Raw genomic sequence first — 22,492 nt, forward strand, 5'->3', positions numbered from 1 at the left:
ATTAGTAATCAGCCGGAGCTTCTAGGTATAATTGCTTGAATGCTGTTTCCAACTGCTCGTCATTAGGAGCTTTACCATGCCATGCATGAGATCCCATCATATAATCAACTCCGTAACCCATTTCTGTATGAAGAAGAATGGCTACAGGCTTTCCTTTTCCGGTTTCTGTTTTTGCTTTCTCAAGGATTGCAATCACAGCTTCAAGATCATTACCGTTCTTTTCTTCCAAAACAATCCATCCGAATGCTTCCAGTTTAGCATGAAGATTTCCTAAGCTTAATACATCATCTGTATCACCATCAATCTGGCGACCGTTGTAGTCAATAGTAGAAATGATATTATCCACCTTTTTGGCAGCAGCATACATCAATGCTTCCCAGATCTGACCTTCCTGAAGCTCACCGTCTCCGTGAAGAGAGTAAACAAGAGATTGATCACCATCCAGTTTTTTACCATCAGCCACTCCCAGAGCTACAGAAAGTCCTTGTCCAAGAGAACCTGATGCGATTCTGATTCCCGGAAGTCCTTCATGAGTAGTTGGATGCCCTTGTAATCTTGAATCTAATTTTCTGAAAGTGCTCAGTTCTTCCACAGGGAAGAAACCAAATCTTGCTAAAGTAGAGTAGAATACCGGAGAAATGTGTCCGTTTGATAGATAAAAATGATCTTCATTTTTGCCTTCCATTGTGAAAGGAAGTTTATAGTTCATCACTTTACCATAAAGGGCTGTGAAGAATTCTGTACAACCTAAGCTTCCACCAGGGTGTCCTGAATTTACAGCATGAACCATTCTTAAAATGTCTCTTCTGATCTGCGTAGTAAGAGTTTTTAACTCTTCAATACTTTTACTCATTATATCTGATTTATTTGCATGCGAATTTACAATTTTTTGCCGGCTTACGGAAATACAAAAATCCGGATGGTAAAAACCCGGATTGAATATGATTTGATAATTTTTCTGCCTTTAACAGCCTTTACCCTGTTTTTCTTCTCTCTACCAGAGTTCGTAAGTTTTATTCAGCAGTTTTTTCAGTTTTAATCTTTGGCATAAAGACTTTAAACGGTTCTATTCATAATGTTGATACTTCAAAATTTTCCTGAGCATTGATGTCTGTAAATGTGAATGAAGAGTGAGATATTTTTTTCAATGGTTTTTTAATTTCTTTTTCTTTATTTTTTGATTGTGTTTATATCATTCGGATCAAAGATAACTACAATACAAAAGTCTATAAAACCGGTTATTTTAATAAAGAAAAGTTACGTATTGAGCTGAATGCTTTGTGGTAGCTCGATTGTTGATTTTTTGCTACGGAATATCATTTTTTTTTGAATTTTAATATATAATATTTGATAAATTTAACTAATTTTATAATTCAATAATATTTGAATTATAAACCTTTACCTAATTATTCTTTAGCTTTTGGCTCTAATGATTAAATTAATAAAAATTACATACCATTATATATGAAAATTAAACAATTATTTTATCTGGGGATATTCATTATATCCGTTTCCTCCGGGAAAGCACAGGACTTTTTTACAGTAATCAGTGAGAGGTCCATCAAAGCAGATCCGAAAAACAGAACTGTACAACCGGAAAAGTCACTTACCTATACCTTGGATGTGGCCGGAATGAAAAGTTATTTTAATTCTGTTCCGGAACTGAAAGACAGTGACCGCAAAGAAAATGCTCCGATTATTGTTCTTCCAATGCCAGATGGTACGAAAGCCAAATTCAGAATCTGGAAATCTTCCGTGATGGCTCCGGAATTAGCCAGCAAGTTTCCTCAGATTGTCACTTTTACCGGACAGGGAATTGATGACAGGTATGCAACCCTAAAACTTGATTTTACAGAGTTAGGATTTCATGCGCAGATAAAATCTATAGTCGCAGGCGATTCTTATATAGATCCTTATGCAAAACAGGATATCAATAATTACATCATTTACAAAAAAAGTGATTTAATTGATAAAAATCCAAGAACATGTGGGCTGAAAGATGATCAGGATGCTCCACTAGAAAAAAAAAGCGAACAAAAAACCGTAGCTCCAAGCGTAGGAACTCAAATTAGAGTTTTCAGACTTGCTGTAGCATGTACAGGTGAATATGCTGTGGCAGCAACTGGTTCTGCTACTCCTACTGTTGCGCAGACCCTTTCCGCAATTGTAACATCAGTAAACAGAGTAAATGGAGTCTATGAGCAGGAAGTAGCGTCAAGATTGGTATTGGTAGCTAATGAAGCCAATGTAGTCTTTACAAATGCGACTTCAGATCCATTTACCGGAAATAACGATGCCGGTACGCTGATTGATGAAAGCCAGACTCAGATTGATTTACTGATAGGAAATGCCAATTATGATATCGGACATACTTTCAGTACCGGAGGTGGCGGACTTGCTTGGTTAGGAGCAATTTGTAGTAGTACTAATAAAGGAAGAGGAATTACCGGTTCTCCTAATCCAGTGGGAGATCCATATGATATTGATTATGTTGCTCATGAGGTGGGACATCAGTTTGGAGGTCCTCATACTTTTAATGCTGTTACAGGCAGTTGTAATGGAAACCGTAGCGCAGCCAATGCAGTAGAACCCGGAAGTGGAATTACCATTATGGCGTATGCAGGAATCTGTGGAAGTACAAATAATTTAGCCCCTAACAGTATTCCTACGTTCCATACCAAATCATACCAATCTATTACGACAAAAGTTCAGTCAACAACATGTCAGGTAACACTTCCCAGCAACAATTTCGCTCCTACAGTCAATGCCGGAGGAGATTATACCATTCCTAAAAGTACACCGTTCAGATTGGAAGGATCTGCTACAGATTTAGATAACAATCCTCTTACTTACAGCTGGGAACAGAATGATGTAGGACCTGCGGGTGACTGGAATGCACCAACATTAAATGCACCTCTTTTCAGATCATATGTACCTGTAACCGTTCCTTACAGATATTTCCCGAAACTTACAGATGTAATCAATGGTACTGTTTCTAAAGGAGAAGTTAGACCATCTTATGCAAGAACGATGGAATTCAGGCTGACTGTAAGAGATAATAACGCGGGTTGTGCTGGGGTAGCCAATGATGATGCAATTATTACCGTTGATGGAAATTCCGGACCTTTTAACGTAACTGCACCTGCAACGGCAGTAAACTGGGCGGGTAATTCAACGCAAACAGTAACCTGGGACGTAGCCAATACAACTGCATTTCCTGTGAATGCTGCTACTGTCAATATTTATCTTTCAACAGATGGAGGTCTTACGTATCCTACCCTGATCCTGGCTTCTACTCCCAATGATGGTTCTGAAGCTGTTACTATTCCTAACGTAAATACTACACAGGCCAGAATTATGGTGGCGGCAGAAACGAACGTCTTCTATAATATTAATCCTGTTAACTTTACCATCACTCAGACATTGGGTGTGAACGAGACTGCTGCCAATAAAGATGTGTTTGTAATATATCCTAATCCAAGTAAAGGATTACTGAATGTGAAATTCACCAATTCAAATGAAGTGTATGATATTACAGTATACGACGTAAGCGGCAAATTAGTGTTCACTCAGGCTGATAATAAATTGAATCATGATAAGACAGGTACTTTTGACTTGTCGCACCTTGTTCAGGGAGATTATCTGATTAAAGTTAAATCTAGGAATCTTGAGAAAACAATCAAATGGATTAAAGAATAATCTATTTCATTGATCAAAGTAAAAAAGACTGCCTTCAATTGAAAGCAGTCTTTTTTATTTGAATTGAAACCCATGGGGAAATCTGGTTTTTTTGGGGGCAGAAAATAGAAGTTTAAAAGATTTTAATGATTAATGTGAATTAATAGATAATTATTTTTCGAATCGCAGTATTTGCTATATTTTATTTTGATCATGAAGATTTTTACTTGTAATTTACTGTTATTCATTGTGTTGTGATTTTTATTCTTATATTTAAATTTCTTAAAACATCATCATATGAAAATTGAAAAATTATTTTATTTAGGGATATTCATTTTATCAATTTCTCTGGGAAAAGCTCAGGATTTCTTTACTGAAATCAGTGAACGTACACTTAAAACAGCATTTAAAAGCAGAACGGTACAGCCCGAAAAATTTCTTACCTATAAGTTGGATGTAGCTGGCTTGAAAAACTATTTGGCTTCAATTCCGGAGCTGAGAGATAATGAACGTAAAGATAATGCCCCAATTATTGTTTTGCCAATGTCTGATGGAACTAAAGCTAAATTCAGAATCTGGAAATCCTCAGTAATGGCTCCCGAGTTAGCCGGTAAGTTTCCCCAAATTATCACGTTGACAGGGCAGGGTGTAGATGATCAATATGCTACTATAAAACTCGATTTTACAGAATTAGGATTCCACGCTCAAATAAAATCAATAGTATCAGAAGATACTTATATTGATCCTTACGCAAAACAGGATATCAATAATTATATCATTTACAAAAAAGGTGATTTAATTGATAAAAAGCAGAGAGGCTGTGGATCAAAAGATGAGAATTTTAAATCAGGAAAAAAAAACGTCCAAAAAACAGTAGCTCCAAGTGTAGGAACGCAAATTAGAATTTTTCGGTTAGCGGTAGCCTGTACGCACGAATATGCAGAAGCAGCAACAGGATCCGCTACTCCTACTGTTGCACAAACTTTGTCTGCTATTGTAACTACTGTAAACAGGGTAAATGGAGTATACGAACAAGAGGTTGCCGTAAGACTGATCCTCATTCCTACTGAAAACAATATTATATTTGTAAGTAATACGAATGATCCTTTCACAGGAAATGATGATGCAGATATATTAATTGATGAAAGTCAAACGGTAATTGATTCAATAATAGGAACAGCTAATTATGACATAGGACATACCTTTAGTACCGGAGGAGGTGGATTAGCCGGTTCGGGTATATGTGATTCTTCATACAAAGCCAACGGAATTACCGGTTCCTCTAATCCTGTTGGAGACCCTTACGATATTGATTATGTGGCCCATGAAATGGGACACCAGTTTGGGGCTCCGCATACTTTCAATGCAACAACAGAAAGCTGTGGAGGAAATCGTGAGGATTCCCATGCTGTAGAACCCGGAAGTGGGATTACCATTATGGCGTATGCCGGGATTTGTGGAAGTACCAATGATTTAGCCTCTAATAGTATTCCTATTTTTCATACGAACTCGTTTGAATCCATTACTTCAGAAGTTCAGTCTCTCACATGTCAAGTGACAACAGCAGTGGCTAATACGGCGCCTACTGTTAATGCAGGAAATGACTATACAATCCCAAAAGGAACCCCATTTAAGTTAACAGGTTCTGCAACAGATACTGAAAATAATCCACTTACCTATTGCTGGGAGCAGAATGATGCAGGGCCGGAAGGTGACTGGAATACACCATCAGGAAATGCTGCCATATTCAGATCATTTATGCCTGTAACCGTTTCTTACAGATATTTCCCGAAACTTACCGATGTAATCAATGGTACTGTTTCTAAAGGAGAAGTTAGACCATCTTATGCAAGAACGATGGAATTCAGGCTGACTGTAAGAGATAATAACGCGGGTTGTGCTGGGGTAGCCAATGATGATGCTATTATTACCGTTGATGGAAATTCCGGACCTTTTAACGTAACTGCACCTGCTACAGCGGTAAACTGGATAGGTAATTCTACTCAGACAGTAACATGGAATGTAGCCAATACAACTGCATCTCCGGTGAATGCTGCTACTGTTAATATTTACCTTTCCACAGACGGTGGTCTTACGTATCCTACCCTGATCCTGGCTTCCACTCCAAATGATGGTTCTGAGACAATCACTATTCCAAACGTAAATACTACACAGGCCAGAATTATGGTAGCGGCAGAAACGAACGTCTTCTATAATATTAATCCTGTTAACTTCACCATCACTCAGACATTGGGTGTGAACGAGACTGCTGCCAATAAAGATGTGTTTGTAGTATATCCTAATCCAAGTAAAGGATTACTGAATGTGAAATTCACCAATTCAAATGAAGTATATGATATTACAGTATACGACGTAAGCGGCAAATTAGTGTTCACTCAGGCAAATAATAAATTGAATCATGATAAAAAAGGTACTTTTGACTTGTCTCATTTGGTTAAAGGTGACTATCTGATCAAGGTTAAATCTAAGAATTTGGAGAAAACAATTAAGTGGATTAAAGAATAATCTGTTTTATTGATTCCAATCAAAAGAAAAAGGCTGTCTTCATTGAAAACAGCCTTTTTTATGCTTTATAAAGTATTAAACGACTCTTAAATGTTGTTTGTTTTTTACCAGCCACAGACCAATGAAGGTCAGCAGTCCGTTAAGAACAATCAATTCTACACCAATTTTGTAATCTGTATATGTGGTAACAGCAAGATTGATTAAATACGTCAGGATAGGGGCTAAAATAGTCACCGCAAGAATTGAATATTTTCTTGAAATCTGGAACTTTGTGAAAATTCCAAAGGCGAAAAGTCCTAAAAGCGGTCCATAGGTATATCCTGCAATTTCCATGATCAGATACACAATAGATTTATCATTCAATGCTTTGAAAACCATGATCAGGATGAAGAAAACGACAGTGAACGTTAAATGTACTTTCATACGGAGACGTTTCTTCTCTTTTTCAGTTTTGGTTTTATCCTCATTAAGGTTTAATAGATCTACACAATATGAGCTTGTTACAGCAGTTAAAGCTCCGTCTGCAGACGGAAATAAAGCAGAAATTAATCCAATAATGAAAATAACAGAAATAGCCATAGGGAAGTACCCCTGAAGTGATAAAGCCGGGAAAAGATCGTCTCCCATTACGTTTTTAATGTTTCCGGCAGTATCTTTAAATCCGAAAATATTCGTGATTGTTTCACCGTTTATAGTTCCATATTCTGCGCCATGCTGCAGTGCAAAAAGGTATAATAATCCTCCCAGGAATAAGAATGCAAGATTCACAATAAGAAGCGTCCCCGCAAAGGTCAGCATGTTTTTCTTTGAATTTTTTAGATTATCCACAGAGATATTTTTCTGCATCATTTCCTGATCTAATCCTGTCATAGCAATGGTAATGAAAATTCCGCCCAGAATTGTTTTCAGGAAAAAGGTTTTGGAATTAGGATCAAAATTGATGAAATGAGTGTAATTTTTCTGTTCCAGAATGGTATACGCTTCCCCAAAAGATAGATTCAGACTGGATAAAATATAAACAATACATGCTACAAGACTGATGATCATAAAAGAAGTCTGCAGTGTATCTGTAATAACGATGGTCTTTACACCTCCTTCAAAAGTGTACAGAAGTACCATTAACAGAAGTACAAGAGAAGTTACCCAGAACGGAACTCCCAATCCTTCAAGTAAGAATATCTGTAAAACATTCACTACCAGGTATAATCTTGCGGTAGCTCCAATGGCTCTTGAAATAATAAAAAAGATAGAACCTATTTTATGCGCCTCCACATTGAATCTTTTTCCCAGATACGTGTAAATAGACGTCAGATTCATCTTATAATAGAGTGGAAGCAATATTGCTGCAACAATAAAATATCCGATGAAGAAACCGATCACCATCATATAGTACTCAAAACCTCCATAGATATATTCTGAGCCGGTCATTTTTCCGACTGTTCCCGGAACGGAAATAAAAGTAACCCCGCTTAAGCTGGTTCCTATCATACCGAATGCTACGAGCCACCATTTGCTCTTTTTGTTACCGATAAAAAAAGACTGGTTGTCCGAATTCCGGCTGGTGAAATAAGAAATCACCAAAAGACCGATAAAATAGACGAAAACAAATAACAAAAGGATAGTTCCTGGATTCATTCTTGATTTTTAAATTTTAGCAAATATATAAAAAAGATCAGTCGTGGCTCATGAATTTAAAATCCTGTTCATTTCATAACGGATTACAATTGTTAATTTGCTTTCAGTCAATGTTTTTTATTAAAAATAAAACCCTTCCAGAGACTGTTCTGAAAGGGTTGTATTGTAAGGGTGTAATACAGTGACTAATTCACTAAAACATCCTGAAGTTCCTCACTTTTCTGAAAACTTGCTTTAGCGAAAGGGCAGAGGGGAATAATCTTCTTATTATTTTTTCTGGCAAAATCTACCGCAGCCAGAAGCATTTCCTTGCCTATACCTTTTCCGTTGTAGGCTTCTTCCACCTCGGTGTGGTCTATAATAAATCTTTCTTCTCCGGCCCAGGTATACGTCATCATTCCTGCGCGTCTTCCCTCTGTGAAAGCTTCAAAACTTCCGTGTTTTTCGTCGTTGTTTTGTTTTACTTCGATCATGTTATGAGAATTTAGTTAGTATTTCTATGTCGTTGGTTAATATTTTATGAACAGGGCATGCATCCGCAATAGTGTGCAGTCTTTTCAGCTGCTCATCATCCAGAACACCTTCAAAACTGACATCTCTTTTGAAGACGGCTCTTTTTGTTAATGGAAAATTTTCAAGTTCTACTTCAACATGAATGTTTTCCACGTCCCATTCTTTTCTTTCAATATACATTCTCAAGGTAGCTGCTGTACAGCTTGCCAGTGATGTAGCCAGAATTTCCATAGGATTAAGACCTTTGTTCTGTCCGCCTTTATCAATCGGTTCATCCGTAATGATTGTATTTTCGCCGGCTGTTACTTCTGTATAATATTTTGTTTTTCCCAGACTTGCTTTTACGGTTACCGCCATTATTTTTCTGTATTGAATTTATAACTTAATGCACCGGAAGGGCATAAGTCGATCTGATTTTTTAGTTCTTCGGGATTGGCGTTTTCTGCTTTTATCCAGGGTCTTTCTTTAGGATTGTAGACTTTCGGAAGTGTTTTTACACATATGGCAGAGTGAATACATTTCTTAGGCTGCCAGATGACGGTAATGTTACCGTTAGGATATTCGTGTGTTTCCATATCAATTTTCTTTTAATGTTTTTTCGATTCTTCGGTCCGGAATCAGCCATATAAGAGCCACGATATAATAAAAACCTATGGCAATATAAGGATAAAAAAATGAAGTTGCGATTCCAAGGACATAAAATACAATGGAGATATACTCTTTATATTTCGAATGAATAGCTTCTTTCAGCTTTGATTCTTCACCTTCAAACCGGATGATGCTATGTTCCAGGATAGTATAAGCAATAGCCGACATAATAAGGCCGATACCATAGACCGCAACAGGATTTTTTGCAAAACCGGTAGCCCCGATCCATTCCGTAGCAACAGGCATCAGAGAAAGCCAGAACAGAAGGTGAAGATTAGCCCAAAGGACGGCTCCATTTACTTTCTTTACCGTCTGAAACAGGTGATGATGATTGTTCCAGTAGATTCCTACATAAATAAAACTGAAAATATAGGCCAGAAACTTAGGAAGGAGAGGTTTGAGGTCTGCCCAGCTGTTTCCTTCCGGTACTTTAAGTTCAAGTACCATAATAGTGATGATAATAGCAAGAACACCGTCACTGAAAGCCTCAAGTCTTCCTTTAGTCATTCTTTTTAACTTGATTTTTAAAATTTTGTATTTTACTTTTCAGATCATTCAGCATGTCGGGGTTGATCACACCGCTTTCCAAATCGAAATTTTCATAAAACTTTGGTAGAGAAAAAGTATCCTTGATGTCTGCTGCAAACTGAGGGAAAAATGTTTTGGCCGTATTCATTACATTTCCGCCACCATACCCCCCGGGAGAGGTGCTCATCAGCAGCATGGGCTTGTTCTGGAATACTTTTACATTAATCCTCGAAGACCAGTCAAAGACATTTTTAAAAGCGGCGCTGTAAGAACGGTTGTGTTCCGCAAGTGAGCAGATGATCACATCACATTCCTCAATAGCTTTTAAAAACTGGTGGGCTTCCTCCGGAAAACCTTTCTTTTCAAGGTCTACAGAGAATACTGGCATGGTGAAATCGTTGAGGTCGATCAGATTGATTTCCTCATCCTGAAAATCTTTCAGAACAAATTTTACCAGTTCCCTGTTGATAGAAGTGGAAGACGTACTTCCGGCAAATGCTAATATTTTCATGTTAATCTGAGCTGAAATTATTTTCTGTTTAAAATAGCCTTTGGAAGCGGAACATATTCGTTTTCATCACCCGGAACCAAAGGAAATGCTTCGTGATTCTGGTCATTCCAGTTTACTTTTGCCCTTTCAATTAATTCTTTATCAGAGTTAACAAAATTCCAGAATATAAAACGCTCTTCATCAAATGGTTCACCACCGAAAAGATATACCGTTCCGTTTTCACTCATCTCAAATTCGCAAAGTTTGGTATCTTTGGCGATCATCAGCTGTTTTGAACCATAAGAATTTCCATCAGTAGTTACGGTTCCATCCAGAACATACATGGCTGCTTCTCCGTAAAGATCTTTCCCGATGCTTATTTTCTTCGCCTCTTTTGTCTTGATTTCAAGGAAAAATAATTTGCTGTGCACCGGAACCGCAGACGTTCTTCCAAACGCTTCGCCGGCAATTAATTTATACTGAATACCATCTTCTTCCCAAACCGGAATTTCATCCGCTTCAATATGATGAAAAGTAGGTTCAGACTGCTCAAGATGCTTCGGGAGACCTACCCAGATCTGAAAACCGTGAAGTCTTTTATCACTGTGTCTTAAATATTCAGGCGTTCTTTCTGAATGTACAACTCCTTTTCCGGCAGTCATCCAATTCACAGCGCCCGGTTTTATTTCTATAGCACTTCCGATACTGTCTCTGTGAAAGATGGAACCTTCCAGCAGGTAAGTTAATGTAGATAATCCGATATGCGGATGTGGCGGAACATCAAGATTCTGATAATCTTTCAATTCTGAAGGGCCCATGTGGTCTATAAACACGAAAGGGCCAACCGCTCTTTTCTCACGGAAAGGAAGAAGTCTTCCTACCAGGAAATTTCCGATATCTGCTGCTTTTTCTTCAATAATAAGTCCAATATTTGACATGATGATGTGATACTTTTTAAGATATTGTTTTTTTTTAATCAATTGATCAGTTCTGATGAAGATTTAAAGTTTATCATAGCCTTCAAATCTTTCATCCACGATACGTTTCCATTCAGGATGTTTTTTTATAAAAGCGAAAACATAAGGACAGAATGGAAGAAGTTTTTTTCCGTTTTCTTCAATATAATTCAATGTTTTCTCTACTACCGCAGCTGCTGCACCTGTTCCGGCCAGTTCCGGTTCTGCTTCTGTATGTATTAAAGAAATCTGGTGCATGGTTTCACGGTAATCAATAAATGCATAATGCCCGTTGAATTCTATTTCAAATCTTTTTTCGGCTTTTACAAGAGGTATATTTTCAAATTCTGGTTTCATAATATTTGTACTAAAAATGCTACGTTTCCTATATAGAAGGAAATTGCGTATTAAGACAATTAAACCTCATAGGTTCATAAAACCTATAAGGTTTGCCATTATATAAAGTTAATAAAAAAAGGAATAAGCAAAGATTAAGATAAATTTAATTCTTTTTAATCTTCCAGATATCCGAATTTCCCGGTATTAAAATCCTCGAAAGCCTGCATGATTTCTTCTCTGGAATTCATCACAAAAGGACCATGAGGATAAATAGGTTCATTGATAGGCTCTCCGCTGATGATTAAAACAACAGCATCTTCTTTTGCTTCGATAGTAAACGTTTCACCTTCATTTTTAAACAAGGCAAAATGGTCGGATTTAATGGTTTCTTCTCCGTTAATGATAATACTTCCTTCAATCACCAAAGCTGCAGTATTGAAATGGGCAGGAAAATTAAATTCCGCTTTTCCTCCTGCCTTAAGCTTTGCATTCATCATGTGAAGCGGAGTAAAAGTGCTTGCAGGACCTTTATGACCATTATATTCTCCTGCAATTACCTCTACGTAGCCATTTTCACCCAGATCAACTTTTTCCATTGCAGCGTTTTCTATAGCCTGGTATTTTGGGCAGCTCATTTTATCCTTTGCCGGAAGATTCACCCAAAGCTGAACCATCTGAAAGATTCCTCCTTCTTTTGCCCATTCTGTTTCATGGTATTCTTTGTGAAGAACTCCTTTGGCTGCTGTCATCCATTGAACATCACCTTCACCGATAATACCGCCGCCGCCAGCGCTGTCATGGTGTTCTACTTTTCCGCTATAGGCTATGGTTACCGTTTCAAAACCTCTGTGAGGATGCACTCCGACACCTCTCGGTCGGTCTGATCCGTTGAAATGAAATTTTGAATTGTAATCCAGCATAATAAACGGATCCATTCTTTTCATATCCAATCCAGGTATTCCCGGAATGAAATTATGAACCCTGAATCCATCGCCTACAAAGTGTGCAGGTCTTGGAGATACTACGATTTCTATTTTTTTAGTTGCCATCACATTGTTGATTTATGTAAACAAAATTACCATTGTTATATGTGAAAAGCATTGATCTGTGTTAAGTTCGTAGGGGAGTAAAATGTGAAAAGTAAAGGGTCGGATTGGGACTATTCTTCCTTCGATTTCATATTCTTTCCATCCGAAATATGCAGTCTCCTGAAAACAAATCCGGATAAAATTGTCAGTATTCCTACCGTGAGAAAGGTTAACCGGAATGCGTTGTGAATTTCTCCTTTAATCAGATCTGTATTTTCAAATAGTTTTAAAACAATCAGTCCAAAGGCAATTCCAAAACCGATGGCTAATTGCTGATTGACGGAGATTAATGAGTTTCCGCTGCTGGTCTGGAAATTTCGAAGATCAGCAATAGAAATGGTGTTCATGGAGGTGAACTGTATCGAGTTGAAAAAGCCTAACACCGCAATAATGGGAACAAACCAGTATAGGGAAGTGTGAATGTCCGGAATGGCGAGAAGACATATTAATGTTCCGATGATAAATGTATTCACCATTAAAGTCTGACGGTAGCCGTATTTATCTAAAATTTTTATAACAGAGGATTTTCCGAAGATGGCCGTTAAAGCCATGGGAGCAATGATCCAGCCCGAAGTTACTGCAGACTGTTTATAGGCAATCTGAATCATCAGCGGAAGCAATAACGGAACAGAGCTGATTCCTAATCGGGTGGCCAGGTTTCCTACAATACCCACACGGAAAGTTCTTACCTGAAAAAGATTTAATGGGAAAATAGGATTTCCTCCTCTTTTTGCATGTTTGTAATAATAGTACAGAAACAGGAATCCCATGATAAACACCAGTAAGACCGGTGTAATATTCTGAATGTCTCCAAAGAGTTCCAATGAAACAGAAAGCAGGAGAGAAGCAGCTGCAAAAATCAGGAAACCTTTTAAATCAAAATCAACATCATCGGATTTGTAATTGGGCATGAATTTTAATCCTAAAATAATTCCTAAAAAACCAATTGGAATATTGATCAGAAAGATCCAGTGCCAGGAAAGATAATCTACCATATAACCTCCTACTAATGGACCGAGTACAGGTCCGATAAGTGCCGGAATGATGGCGAAATTCATAGCTTTGAGCAGTTCATTTTTGTCAAATGTTTTGATCAATGCCAGTTTTCCTACAGGAGTCATCAGGCTTCCTCCAACTCCCTGAACAACTCTTGAAATAACCAAATGGGTGAGATTTTGAGAAAGGGAACAAAATAGTGAGCCTAAACTGAAGAGGATTAATGAAAAGATAAATACTTTTTTTGTTCCAAACCGGTCTGCCAGAAATCCACTGGCGGGCATAAAAACAGCTAATGTCAGAACATAGCTGATGATGGCGTTCTGCATATTAAGCGGAGACTCTTTCAGGTCTTTTGCAATAGCAGGCAGAGAAGTGTTCAGAATAGTTGAATCCAGCATTTGCATAAAAATAGCAGTGGCCAGAATCAGGGGAAGTATTTTTTTTATGGATGTCTGTTGTGTGCTTGTTTCTGTCATTTTGTATAGGCTGAACATTGAAAATATCCAGGCTTATTTTTATTTGAAGAACTTGCTTGCTTTAAGCGGTCTGATCCTTAGATCATGAAATCCATATAAAATTAAAAAAGTCCTGCGAGATTTCACAGGACTTTTTGATTTATTTTCTAGGTTTTTCTACTCCTTTCCATTCATCACCGGCTTTTCTATACTGGCTTAAGGTAAAAGTTTTGAAATCCTTCGTTTTATATTCGATGTTATCGGTATTTTGCTCAAATGGCATGATATAGTAATATTCGATATCTGTTTTATCAGACTTGTTTCCTTTTTTTACAGAAGGAACGAATTTTGAAAATTTATAGCTTGGAAGATATTGTTTCAATCTTGTGTAGAAAGCTTTGTCTTCTTTTTCGCTAGGGATGATATCTACAATATTCAGATCATCTTTTTTCTTATCAATCCAAAGGTAATATGTTTTTTCTTCTCCCATATTTCTGTTGAATGAATTGAAAGCAAATAATTCCTTCGGTACAAGTTCCTTGATTTTTTCGGGATCAACCTTGGTATAATACTGACCTTTTGAGGGATCTACATATGTTTCAAGGTTATACATTAAAACAGAATTATTTTCAAATTTTTTATTTTTAAAATATTGATTTAATGATAATTCGGCAGTTGCTCTCAGTTCTTTTCCTCTGGCATCCAGTTTTTTTGTCGGATTCTGAGGGTTTACATATTTTACAAATTCATATAAAACGACAGGCTTTATGTCTTTAAGATGAGGATAAGTTTTCAGTTGCTCTGCTTTAACCAGCCAGTAGAATTGTTGATAGTAGTCATCCTTATCTTGGTCTTTCACACTCTTATAAGCCAAAGCAAGCTTCTTTGAATTCAGATATTTGCCATATTTTCCCTGTCCAAAAGCAAAACTTATGGCTAATAAGGCAAATAAAACAGTAAGGTTTCTTCTCATTTTTTTATAATTGATATTTTCGTTTTCCAAATATAATTATTTATTAGATATTATTTTGGATTGTGAGTTAAATTATGCCATATTGTTATTGTTAATTCAAGAAAAAATCCTGTATTGCTACAGGATTGATAAATTATAACTGAGGGAGTTATAGGTTTTAATGTGAAGAATATACATTTCAATAATGAACTAATACTATTGAATAGTTGAAATAAGCGCTATGGTCGCAAGGTTTATATTTCATTTTGTATATTTCGTTCGTAATGGCACTTCGTTCAGCTAGGATATCAGATTGTCTGTTGCTGAGTGCAACGCCCCTTTGCGATCGTTCTTAAATATAAGGAAATGGCTTAGCGTACTTCGCGTTAAAATATCCCGAATCTCGTAACCCGAAACAAAAATTAACAAACGAAGCCAACTCATAACTCACAAATCTAATTCCTAATAAGACGTTTCATGCACTTTCACAGCTCTTCCGCTTGGATCGTTCATTTTTTTGAAGGCTTCGTCCCATTCCAAAGCAATAGGTGTGGAGCATGCCACAGATGGAACAGACGGAACCGTGGCGGCAGCAGTTTCACTTGGAAAATGTTCTTCAAAAATAGTTCTGTATCGGTATTCTTCTTTATTCTGAGGAGTGTTCAGCGGGAATCTGAATCTTGCATTCGCCATCATTTCATCCGTTACTTCTTTTTCGGCTACTTCTTTTAAAGTGTCGATCCATGAATATCCTACACCATCAGAGAACTGTTCTTTCTGTCTCCATACAATAGAATCCGGAAGAACATCTTCAAAAGCCTTTCTTAATACCCATTTTTCAATTTTTCCTTCAGCGGTATTGATCATTTTATCCTGAGGGTTAATGGTCATCGCAATATCCATAAACTCTTTGTCAAGGAAAGGTACTCTTCCTTCAATTCCCCAGCTCATCAACGCTTTGTTAGCTCTTAAGCAATCATAAAGGTGAAGTTTGCCCAGTTTTCTCACTGTTTCATCGTGGAATTCTTTTGCATTAGGAGCTTTATGGAAATATAGATAACCTCCGAACAATTCATCTGAACCTTCTCCTGAAAGAACCATTTTAATTCCCATAGATTTGATGACTCTTGCTAAAAGATACATCGGGGTGGATGCTCTGATGGTGGTTACATCATAAGTTTCGAGGTGATAGATTACATCACGTACGGCATCCAGACCTTCCTGAACGGTAAAGTTAACCTCATGGTGAACAGATCCGATGTGTTCTGCAGCTTTTTGAGCCGCCGCAAGATCCGGAGAGCCAACCAATCCTACTGCAAAACTGTGAAGTCTCGGATACCAGGCTTCCTGTGTATCGCCGCTTTCTATTCTCTGACGGGCAAATTTCGCTGTGATGGCAGAAATGACAGATGAATCTAAACCTCCTGAAAGAAGCACTCCATAAGGAACATCACTCATCAGCTGTCTGTGAACGGCATCTTCAAGACCTTTTCTCAGTTTTGAGATATCGGTCTCATTGTCTTTTACATGATCAAAGCTGTCCCAGTCTCTTGCATACCATTGCTGAAGCTCAGCACCGTCTTTGCTGTAAACAAAATGGCCAGGCAGGAATGTTTCTATTTTTTTACAGATGCCTTCAAGTGCTTTTAATTCTGAAGCAACGTAATAGTTTCCGTTTTTGTCCCAGCCCTGATAAAGCGGACAGATTCCCATATGATCGCGGGCAATAAGATAAATATCATTTTCAGTATCATATAAAGCGAAGGCAAAAATTCCGTTGAGTTTTTCTACGAAATCTTTTCCGTATTTTCTGTAAAGGGCTAGAATCACTTCACAGTCCGACTGGGTCTGAAACTCATAATCCGGAAATTCTTCTTTGAGTTCTCTATGGTTGTAGATTTCACCATTTACGGCTAATACTACTTTTCCGTCTTTTGTAAATAAAGGCTGCTTTCCGGAGGTAGGATCTACAATGGCAAGTCGTTCATGGGAAAAAATTACTTTTTCGTCCTGAAAAACGCCACTCCAATCCGGTCCTCTGTGACGGATTTTTTTTGACATCTCCAATACCTGAGGTCTTAATACTTCGGTTTTTTGTTTGGCGTCAAATAAACATACAATTCCACACATAATTTTTATTATTTATGGAACAAAAGTAGAAGTGATGTTTATAAATAACAATGGAAAATGTTTAAATGTGAATTTTTTTAATCAATTAGTATTTTAAAATTAAAAATATTAACTAATTCTTGAAATTAATATGGATTTGATTGATTTTTTTCACCGAGCTAAAATTCATCCAACTCTATACGAAATAAAAATGAAATATTTATTAATCTATGGTAATTAATTATATGAATTTTACCCTTTACTTTGTGGCTCGAAATAATTTTTTTTCATCATTTGTGTTTTTACCTTCTTGCAATTCTCATGCAAGAAGGTTTTGTTTTTATTGAACCCCCAGTAATACTCCCGAAACATTCCATGAGCTGAAGCTTGTTCCTTCGGTAGGACCTTGTGGAATTTTTACCTGAATCGTATGTTTTCCTGCTTTCAGATCTCCAAGAGGAATGAAGTCAGGATTGGTAACCGTTCCCGGGCACCAGTTTGATCTGCTGAGGTCTGATGACGAAAGACCGTCCTGAAAATTTCCGGAAGCCGGATTGTATAATCGGTACGAACCACAATCTGTTCTCCAAGGTACAAATGAAAATACAGCATTTCCATCCACGAATATAGAATTTGCTTTAGGAACAAATTCATCACCATTTTCCCAACCGCCGTGTCCTGTTGTGGTATATCTTAGCTGAGCATTTTTCAGATCTTTGTTTAAAGTGAAATCAACAAGAAGGCCTTTGTCCTTATTGAACATGGTAGAATAGTCCTGTCCGGCCATTTCCATAATGTTTAAGGTGTTGAATAAAGGGATGGCTGTATTATTTTTATTAACAGTTTGATCACTTTTATGTATCGTAATATCAAGACTTACTTTGTGTCCTCCTTTATCATAATTTCCGATAAAAGTTCCTATCCACAGTTCTTTTCCGGATATAGCAGGCTTTAATTCAGTAATATCCTGCCGGTAAGGGCTGATGGTCTGCCAATCTTTGCCCTTAAGCTGAATATGATTGAACTTCTGAATACCAAAGGCGGTGAAGAAACGCATCATTTCCATAGCAGGGCTGTAGTTGTTGGCCGCCGTTACTCCGTAGTATTGTTTTCCGTTTCCATTTTCATAAACAGGAAGTGTTTTTGCCCCTTTTTCCAAACCGTCAAAAAAAGACTTTTCTTTATCCTGCGGAATGAAAAATACAGTTCCGGTTCTGTCATAAGCATCTCCGTTGGATTGCTGTTTCAGTTCTACAAAAATAGTCTCTCCTTCTGTAATCGCAGGAAATTTTACTTTTTTGAGAATAATGGTTCCGTTGGCATATCTTTTAATCTTGTCGTCAGACTTTGAGGCATCAGAGAAATTAATGGTTTCATTTTCGAAAACACTCAATGTAGTAAATCTGCTTTTCCAGAGAAGGTCTTTATATCCCAGTTGATCTGTTGTTTGTATATTTCCTTTGAGAATATTTTCAATTCCGGTAGTCTTGACCTTCTTGATTGAACTGGTTGTAATTAAAGAATTTTTATTTCTCTCCACTTCCAGAACCAATCCTAAATTTTGCCCTAAAACAGAGGGACCGCCTTTCAGCTTTAGATCATTCGTGTACCAGACTTCAATAGTATTTGAATTGACTTTTGTCACTGCTTTTTTACATTGGTAGCCCAATATTTTTTTGGTTTCATTGGTCAGTTCAAAATTCTGTTTTCCTACAGATTCAGTGTCTGATGATGAAATAGTTGATCCCGGTTTTAAAAATGCGTAAGATACAATTGTGTTGGAAGGCTTTTCTACTTTTGTTATCTCATAAGGATAGCTGCTTTTTTGTTCTTTGATTGTGCTGTTGAGAATGAAATTTTCTTTCTCATTAACCCAAACGATGGTAGAAGGCTGATCTGTTATTGCTTTTCCGTTATAAGAGCTGGTATAATGAATTTCATAGGTCTGTGCAGAAAACAGACAGTATAAAAAAACAGCCACAAAATTGAAAACGATTCTTGTATGCATAAATAAATGAGTTTTCTGCAAAGGTATTCTAAACTTCTTACAGCGTCAAACCGGTTTTAATCTATACAGTTAGTAGACAATGGGGTTGAAATGTTACAAAAATTGTTACAATTTTTTCAGAAAGTTCCTGAAACAAAAAAACTACTCCGGAAAATAGAGTAGTTTAATGTATTGTTTGTTGGATTTGGATTAAGAAACTCTCTCAATCAAAGCCATATAGAATCCGTCATAGCCTTCGCTAGGCATTACTTTTTCATCTTTAATCATTTTGAATCCAGGATTGTTTTTGACAAATTCTTCTACCTGAAGATTGTTTTCAGATGGAAGGATGGAACAGGTAGCGTATACCATTTTTCCTCCTTTTTTAAGCATTTTAGAATAGTCCTGAAGGATCTGCTGCTGCTCCTTTTTAATTCTGTCAATAAAATCCTGATCAATTTTCCACTTACTGTCCGGATTTCTTTTCAAAACTCCAAGACCTGAACACGGTGCATCAATCAGAAGTCTGTCAGCTTTTTCATGAAGACGCTTGATCACCTTGTTGTCAGAAATCATACGGGTTTCAATATTGTGGGCTCCGGCTCTTTTGGCACGACGCTTCAGTTCGGCAAGCTTCCATTCGAAGATGTCTAATGCTACGATCTGACCTTTGTTTTTCATTAATGCGGCTAAATGCAATGTTTTTCCTCCTGCACCTGCACACGCATCTACCACTCTTTGTCCTTCTTTTACATCAAGGAAATACCCGATTTTCTGAGAAGAAGCATCCTGAACTTCAAATAATCCTTCTTTGAAAGCTGTAGTAAGGAAAACGTTTTTCTTTTCTTCCAGCTGAACAGCATCAGGATAATTTTTAATAGGAAAAGAAACAACACCCTCGTCTGAAAGATCGGAAATAAGTTCTTTGGTTGTAGTTCTTAAAGAGTTTGCTCTTAACACGGTAGGAGCCTGCTCATTTAAAGCAGCCATTTCTTTTTCCCAGTTGGCACCCAGTTCTTTTTCAAGTGTTTCAGCCAGCCATTCAGGAATAGAGTATTCTATTGCTTTTGTAGGAACAGTGTTCTTTTTAAGTTTAGTAAGAATATCGGCGATTTTGATTCCGTCAAATTCTTCGAATTTTTTATAATTGGTTTTACTCCAAAGTAAATATGCAATAATCAGTTTGTAGATATTATTGGGTTTCACGCCTTCACCCATATAGTATTCAAGGCGTTTTTTCCAACGGATAATATTGTAAAAAATTTCAGAAACAACGGCTCTGTCCTGGCTTCCCCATTTTCTGTTTGCTTTCAAAAGTCTTTCAATAACTTTATCGGCATATTTGTTTTTTTCAAAAAATGTCTCCTGTAAGGCATCGTGAATTCCGATTGCCAAGTTTCTGTGAATAAGTTCCATAAATTTGCTTCGCTGTTTGAATCTGCAAAAATACGACTTTTAATTGAGAGTTTGGAATTTGGGTGGAGAGATTGAGAATAGGAGAGGTGAAGGGTGAATGGTGAATCCGCTTCGCTTGTTAATTTTCGGGTTTCCGGTTGCGAGGCTATGAGTAATTATATATTGTACAGATCTGTTTTCTAATGGAAGGTTGCGCATTCACGATTCACTTTGCAAAGCAAAAATTGACTATTGACAATCTGAGATTCAGTAGTGAATGGTCTGTGTGTTTATTAATTTTTTGCATAGTAGAAATAAATTGTAGTGCTGAATTTGTAAAGATTTTCCGATTATTTGTATTTTTTATTTGTTGAAGATAGCCTTTTACTATGAGACGAATAAACCTGTATTTTTTGCTTAATGAAAAATATTTGTTAACAAAATATACACTGTTCATTACTATACTTTATTTTCTTTGCAGCAAGTTTATTTAATTTGTATTAATTCACCTGTATGTGTAAAATTAACAGGCGCTTATGATCTACTATACTGAGCTTTATCTATTGACTTCAACCTCTAAAAAGTTCTACCTTTGCAAAAAATAAAAATATGAGTGACACAGTAATTTGTCCAAAATGCAGCTCTGAGTTTACCTACCCGAGCGATAATATGATGGTATGTTCCCAGTGTTTCTACGAATGGGATCCGACAGAAGCCGCTGCCGAAGCCGCAAATGAAGGAAAAATCCTGGATTCCAACGGAAATGAACTTCAGGATGGAGATTCTGTAGTGGTAATAAAAGATCTACCTGTAAAGGGAGCACCAAAACCGGTAAAAGCCGGAACTAAAGTGAAAAATATCCGTCTGAGACCGGGAAGTGATCACAATATTGACTGCAAAATTGATGGTTTCGGAGCTATGGCTCTTAAGTCAGAATTTGTAAAGAAAGCATAAGAAAACTTTGTTTTTCTATGTCCTAGAAAAAGAAAAGGAAAAAATTGGACAGTGTAATCTTTCAACAGACTTAATTGCAAGATTGCTAATGTCCGTCTGGAAGGCAGAAAGAGAATTAACCAAAAATTTCCTTATACTTTGGAAGTACAAATGTAAGAAAAAGTTTGACAACAGCTTCTTATGTTTGTATTTTTTTTATTGTTAAGTGTAAGTGAATGTATGAGTTACGGGTAGTTAACCTTTTGTCTGAATAAATGAAACAGAGATCGTTCCCGATATTTTTTCATCCGTATAAACAACAAGTTCCTTTCCTTTTGCCCTTAATTTATTCCAATAATAATTTCCTGCAAAACGGCTTTCAAGGACTTCGGCTTCAAGACCTTTTTCTGTAATTTTGATTTCCTTGGGATAATAAGAGAGTTTGGTAAGCTGGAAATCTTCAGCTTCTCTTTCACTGAAAATATTCACTTCCCCGAATAATTTTGCCACATAAGAATTGTAAGGATTTCTGTAGGTTTCTTCCGGACTGTCATTCTGAATCAGTCTTCCGTCCTGCAGAATAACAATCTGGTCCAGCCATGGCATAATATCCTGAAGCTCATGAGTAGAAATAATGAGAGAAACGCCATGTTGTTTTACATATCTGAAAAGTCTTTCTCTGAGTTCAATTTTTCTTGGGAAATCCAGATTACTGAATGGTTCGTCTAAAATAAGAAGCTTGGGAAGTACGGATAATGCTCTGGCAATAGCCACTCTCTGCTGCTGTCCGCCGCTTAAATATTTTGGAAGTACATTGGCAAAGTCCTGAAGACCCACTACCTCAAGAAGTTCTGCTACGGTTTCTTTTTTTTGTTTTAAATTGATATTTGAAATAAATTTTCCTGCGTTTTCAGCCACTGTAGCATAAGGCATCAGGTCAAAATTCTGTGCTACGAACTTCATTTCAGGCTCTCCGGGAACAAGATTTCCTTTCGGTCCCAAAAGCTTTGTTCCGTTAAAAATAATCTCTCCGCCTTTCCAATCCAAAAGACCATAAATAAGGTTGAGAAGAGTAGATTTTCCACATCCGCTTTCACCGGCAAGAGCTATAATTCTGTTTTCTTCAAACCTTAGATTAAGGTTCTGAAACAGGGGATTTTCTTTGTTGTGAGAGAAAAATAAATTGTTTATTTCTAATAGCATATTACAAATGTAAGGTTTTTATGAAAACATAATTTTTTTTATTATATTAGCGGAACTA

The 22,492-nt window shown here is 37.0% G+C and carries 19 protein-coding genes; 3 read left to right on the top strand and 16 right to left on the bottom strand.

Going from position 1 to position 22,492, the window contains the following annotated elements; translation table 11 throughout:
- Position 1 precedes the first annotated feature (1 nt).
- A complete protein-coding gene (locus ACODR7_RS13220; RefSeq protein ID WP_488839802.1) occupies positions 2-886 on the bottom strand; it encodes a transketolase in 885 nt (294 codons plus the stop codon).
- A gap of 578 nt (positions 887-1,464) precedes the next feature.
- On the opposite strand from ACODR7_RS13220, the gene ACODR7_RS13225 reads away from it, so the two are divergent.
- Together ACODR7_RS13225 and ACODR7_RS13230 are read left to right on the top strand one after the other, a co-directional pair.
- On the top strand, positions 1,465-3,699 hold the full coding sequence (locus tag ACODR7_RS13225; RefSeq protein ID WP_488839674.1) for a reprolysin-like metallopeptidase: 2,235 nt from the start codon (positions 1,465-1,467) through the stop codon (positions 3,697-3,699).
- A gap of 276 nt (positions 3,700-3,975) precedes the next feature.
- A complete protein-coding gene (locus tag ACODR7_RS13230; RefSeq protein ID WP_488839676.1) occupies positions 3,976-6,204 on the top strand; it encodes a reprolysin-like metallopeptidase in 2,229 nt (742 codons plus the stop codon).
- 75 nt (positions 6,205-6,279) lie between these two features.
- Here ACODR7_RS13230 and ACODR7_RS13235 read toward each other — a convergent pair whose 3' ends face one another.
- The 14 genes from ACODR7_RS13235 to ACODR7_RS13300 all read right to left on the bottom strand — a co-directional run bounded on the left by ACODR7_RS13235 (position 6,280) and on the right by ACODR7_RS13300 (position 20,319).
- On the bottom strand, positions 6,280-7,839 hold the full coding sequence (locus ACODR7_RS13235; protein WP_488839678.1) for a sodium:solute symporter: 1,560 nt from the start codon (positions 7,837-7,839) through the stop codon (positions 6,280-6,282).
- Between the two features lie 185 nt (positions 7,840-8,024).
- Complete coding sequence (locus ACODR7_RS13240) at positions 8,025-8,312, bottom strand: GNAT family N-acetyltransferase (protein ID WP_488839680.1); 288 nt, start codon at positions 8,310-8,312, stop codon at positions 8,025-8,027.
- Position 8,313: 1 nt separating this feature from the next.
- Positions 8,314-8,709 (bottom strand): OsmC family protein, encoded by a 396-nt coding sequence (locus ACODR7_RS13245; protein ID WP_488839682.1) that lies wholly within the window; start codon positions 8,707-8,709, stop codon positions 8,314-8,316.
- Positions 8,709-8,927: a (4Fe-4S)-binding protein gene (locus ACODR7_RS13250; protein ID WP_488839684.1), complete on the bottom strand. Its 219-nt coding sequence runs from the start codon at positions 8,925-8,927 to the stop codon at positions 8,709-8,711. Before ACODR7_RS13250 ends, ACODR7_RS13245 begins: the two co-directional genes overlap by 1 nt.
- Before the next feature lies 1 nt (position 8,928).
- Positions 8,929-9,507, bottom strand: coding sequence for a TMEM175 family protein (locus ACODR7_RS13255; RefSeq protein WP_488839686.1), 579 nt, complete (start codon positions 9,505-9,507; stop codon positions 8,929-8,931).
- Complete coding sequence (locus ACODR7_RS13260) at positions 9,500-10,039, bottom strand: NADPH-dependent FMN reductase (protein WP_488839687.1); 540 nt, start codon at positions 10,037-10,039, stop codon at positions 9,500-9,502. The genes ACODR7_RS13255 and ACODR7_RS13260 overlap by 8 nt, the downstream gene beginning before the upstream one ends.
- Positions 10,040-10,056: 17 nt before the next feature.
- A complete protein-coding gene (locus ACODR7_RS13265) occupies positions 10,057-10,956 on the bottom strand; it encodes a pirin family protein (protein ID WP_488839689.1) in 900 nt (299 codons plus the stop codon).
- A 63-nt stretch (positions 10,957-11,019) separates the two neighbouring features.
- Positions 11,020-11,331 carry a GNAT family N-acetyltransferase gene (locus tag ACODR7_RS13270; RefSeq protein ID WP_488839691.1) on the bottom strand — a complete coding sequence of 104 codons (312 nt, stop codon included), beginning with the start codon at positions 11,329-11,331 and terminating at the stop codon, positions 11,020-11,022.
- Positions 11,332-11,486: 155 nt separating this feature from the next.
- A complete protein-coding gene (locus ACODR7_RS13275) occupies positions 11,487-12,362 on the bottom strand; it encodes a pirin family protein (RefSeq protein WP_488839693.1) in 876 nt (291 codons plus the stop codon).
- 110 nt (positions 12,363-12,472) lie between these two features.
- Entirely contained in the window at positions 12,473-13,876 is a 1,404-nt protein-coding gene (locus ACODR7_RS13280; RefSeq protein ID WP_488839695.1) for an MFS transporter, read from the bottom strand.
- A 139-nt stretch (positions 13,877-14,015) separates the two neighbouring features.
- The gene (locus tag ACODR7_RS13285) at positions 14,016-14,858 is read right to left on the bottom strand and encodes a hypothetical protein (protein ID WP_488839697.1); all 843 of its coding nucleotides are present in this window, start codon (positions 14,856-14,858) and stop codon (positions 14,016-14,018) included.
- A 411-nt stretch (positions 14,859-15,269) separates the two neighbouring features.
- Positions 15,270-16,937: an asparagine synthase B gene (gene asnB / locus ACODR7_RS13290; protein ID WP_488839699.1), complete on the bottom strand. Its 1,668-nt coding sequence runs from the start codon at positions 16,935-16,937 to the stop codon at positions 15,270-15,272.
- 319 nt (positions 16,938-17,256) lie between these two features.
- Entirely contained in the window at positions 17,257-18,924 is a 1,668-nt protein-coding gene (locus tag ACODR7_RS13295) for a GLPGLI family protein (protein ID WP_488839701.1), read from the bottom strand.
- 189 nt (positions 18,925-19,113) lie between these two features.
- Positions 19,114-20,319, bottom strand: coding sequence for an RsmB/NOP family class I SAM-dependent RNA methyltransferase (locus ACODR7_RS13300; protein ID WP_488839703.1), 1,206 nt, complete (start codon positions 20,317-20,319; stop codon positions 19,114-19,116).
- 588 nt (positions 20,320-20,907) lie between these two features.
- Between ACODR7_RS13300 and ACODR7_RS13305 the strand changes: the two genes are divergently transcribed.
- Positions 20,908-21,252, top strand: coding sequence for a zinc ribbon domain-containing protein YjdM (locus tag ACODR7_RS13305; RefSeq protein WP_488839705.1), 345 nt, complete (start codon positions 20,908-20,910; stop codon positions 21,250-21,252).
- Positions 21,253-21,486: 234 nt separating this feature from the next.
- Here the strand turns inward: ACODR7_RS13305 and ACODR7_RS13310 are convergent, their stop codons facing one another.
- Positions 21,487-22,434, bottom strand: a complete 948-nt coding sequence (locus tag ACODR7_RS13310) for an ABC transporter ATP-binding protein (RefSeq protein ID WP_488839707.1) — start codon at positions 22,432-22,434, stop codon at positions 21,487-21,489.
- Positions 22,435-22,492: the final 58 nt, after the last annotated feature.

Source organism: Chryseobacterium sp. FG46, from assembly GCF_057809135.1.

Coding starts and splice junctions, on each gene's coding strand:
- ACODR7_RS13225 (WP_488839674.1), top strand. CDS start 1,465: ATGAAAATTAAACAATTATTTTATCTGGGGATATTCATTATATCCGTT.
- ACODR7_RS13230 (WP_488839676.1), top strand. CDS start 3,976: ATGAAAATTGAAAAATTATTTTATTTAGGGATATTCATTTTATCAATT.
- ACODR7_RS13235 (WP_488839678.1), bottom strand. CDS start 7,839: ATGAATCCAGGAACTATCCTTTTGTTATTTGTTTTCGTCTATTTTATC.
- ACODR7_RS13240 (WP_488839680.1), bottom strand. CDS start 8,312: ATGATCGAAGTAAAACAAAACAACGACGAAAAACACGGAAGTTTTGAA.
- ACODR7_RS13245 (WP_488839682.1), bottom strand. CDS start 8,709: ATGGCGGTAACCGTAAAAGCAAGTCTGGGAAAAACAAAATATTATACA.
- ACODR7_RS13250 (WP_488839684.1), bottom strand. CDS start 8,927: ATGGAAACACACGAATATCCTAACGGTAACATTACCGTCATCTGGCAG.
- ACODR7_RS13255 (WP_488839686.1), bottom strand. CDS start 9,507: ATGACTAAAGGAAGACTTGAGGCTTTCAGTGACGGTGTTCTTGCTATT.
- ACODR7_RS13260 (WP_488839687.1), bottom strand. CDS start 10,039: ATGAAAATATTAGCATTTGCCGGAAGTACGTCTTCCACTTCTATCAAC.
- ACODR7_RS13265 (WP_488839689.1), bottom strand. CDS start 10,956: ATGTCAAATATTGGACTTATTATTGAAGAAAAAGCAGCAGATATCGGA.
- ACODR7_RS13270 (WP_488839691.1), bottom strand. CDS start 11,331: ATGAAACCAGAATTTGAAAATATACCTCTTGTAAAAGCCGAAAAAAGA.
- ACODR7_RS13275 (WP_488839693.1), bottom strand. CDS start 12,362: ATGGCAACTAAAAAAATAGAAATCGTAGTATCTCCAAGACCTGCACAC.
- ACODR7_RS13280 (WP_488839695.1), bottom strand. CDS start 13,876: ATGACAGAAACAAGCACACAACAGACATCCATAAAAAAAATACTTCCC.
- asnB (WP_488839699.1), bottom strand. CDS start 16,937: ATGTGTGGAATTGTATGTTTATTTGACGCCAAACAAAAAACCGAAGTA.
- ACODR7_RS13295 (WP_488839701.1), bottom strand. CDS start 18,924: ATGCATACAAGAATCGTTTTCAATTTTGTGGCTGTTTTTTTATACTGT.
- ACODR7_RS13300 (WP_488839703.1), bottom strand. CDS start 20,319: ATGGAACTTATTCACAGAAACTTGGCAATCGGAATTCACGATGCCTTA.
- ACODR7_RS13305 (WP_488839705.1), top strand. CDS start 20,908: ATGAGTGACACAGTAATTTGTCCAAAATGCAGCTCTGAGTTTACCTAC.
- ACODR7_RS13310 (WP_488839707.1), bottom strand. CDS start 22,434: ATGCTATTAGAAATAAACAATTTATTTTTCTCTCACAACAAAGAAAAT.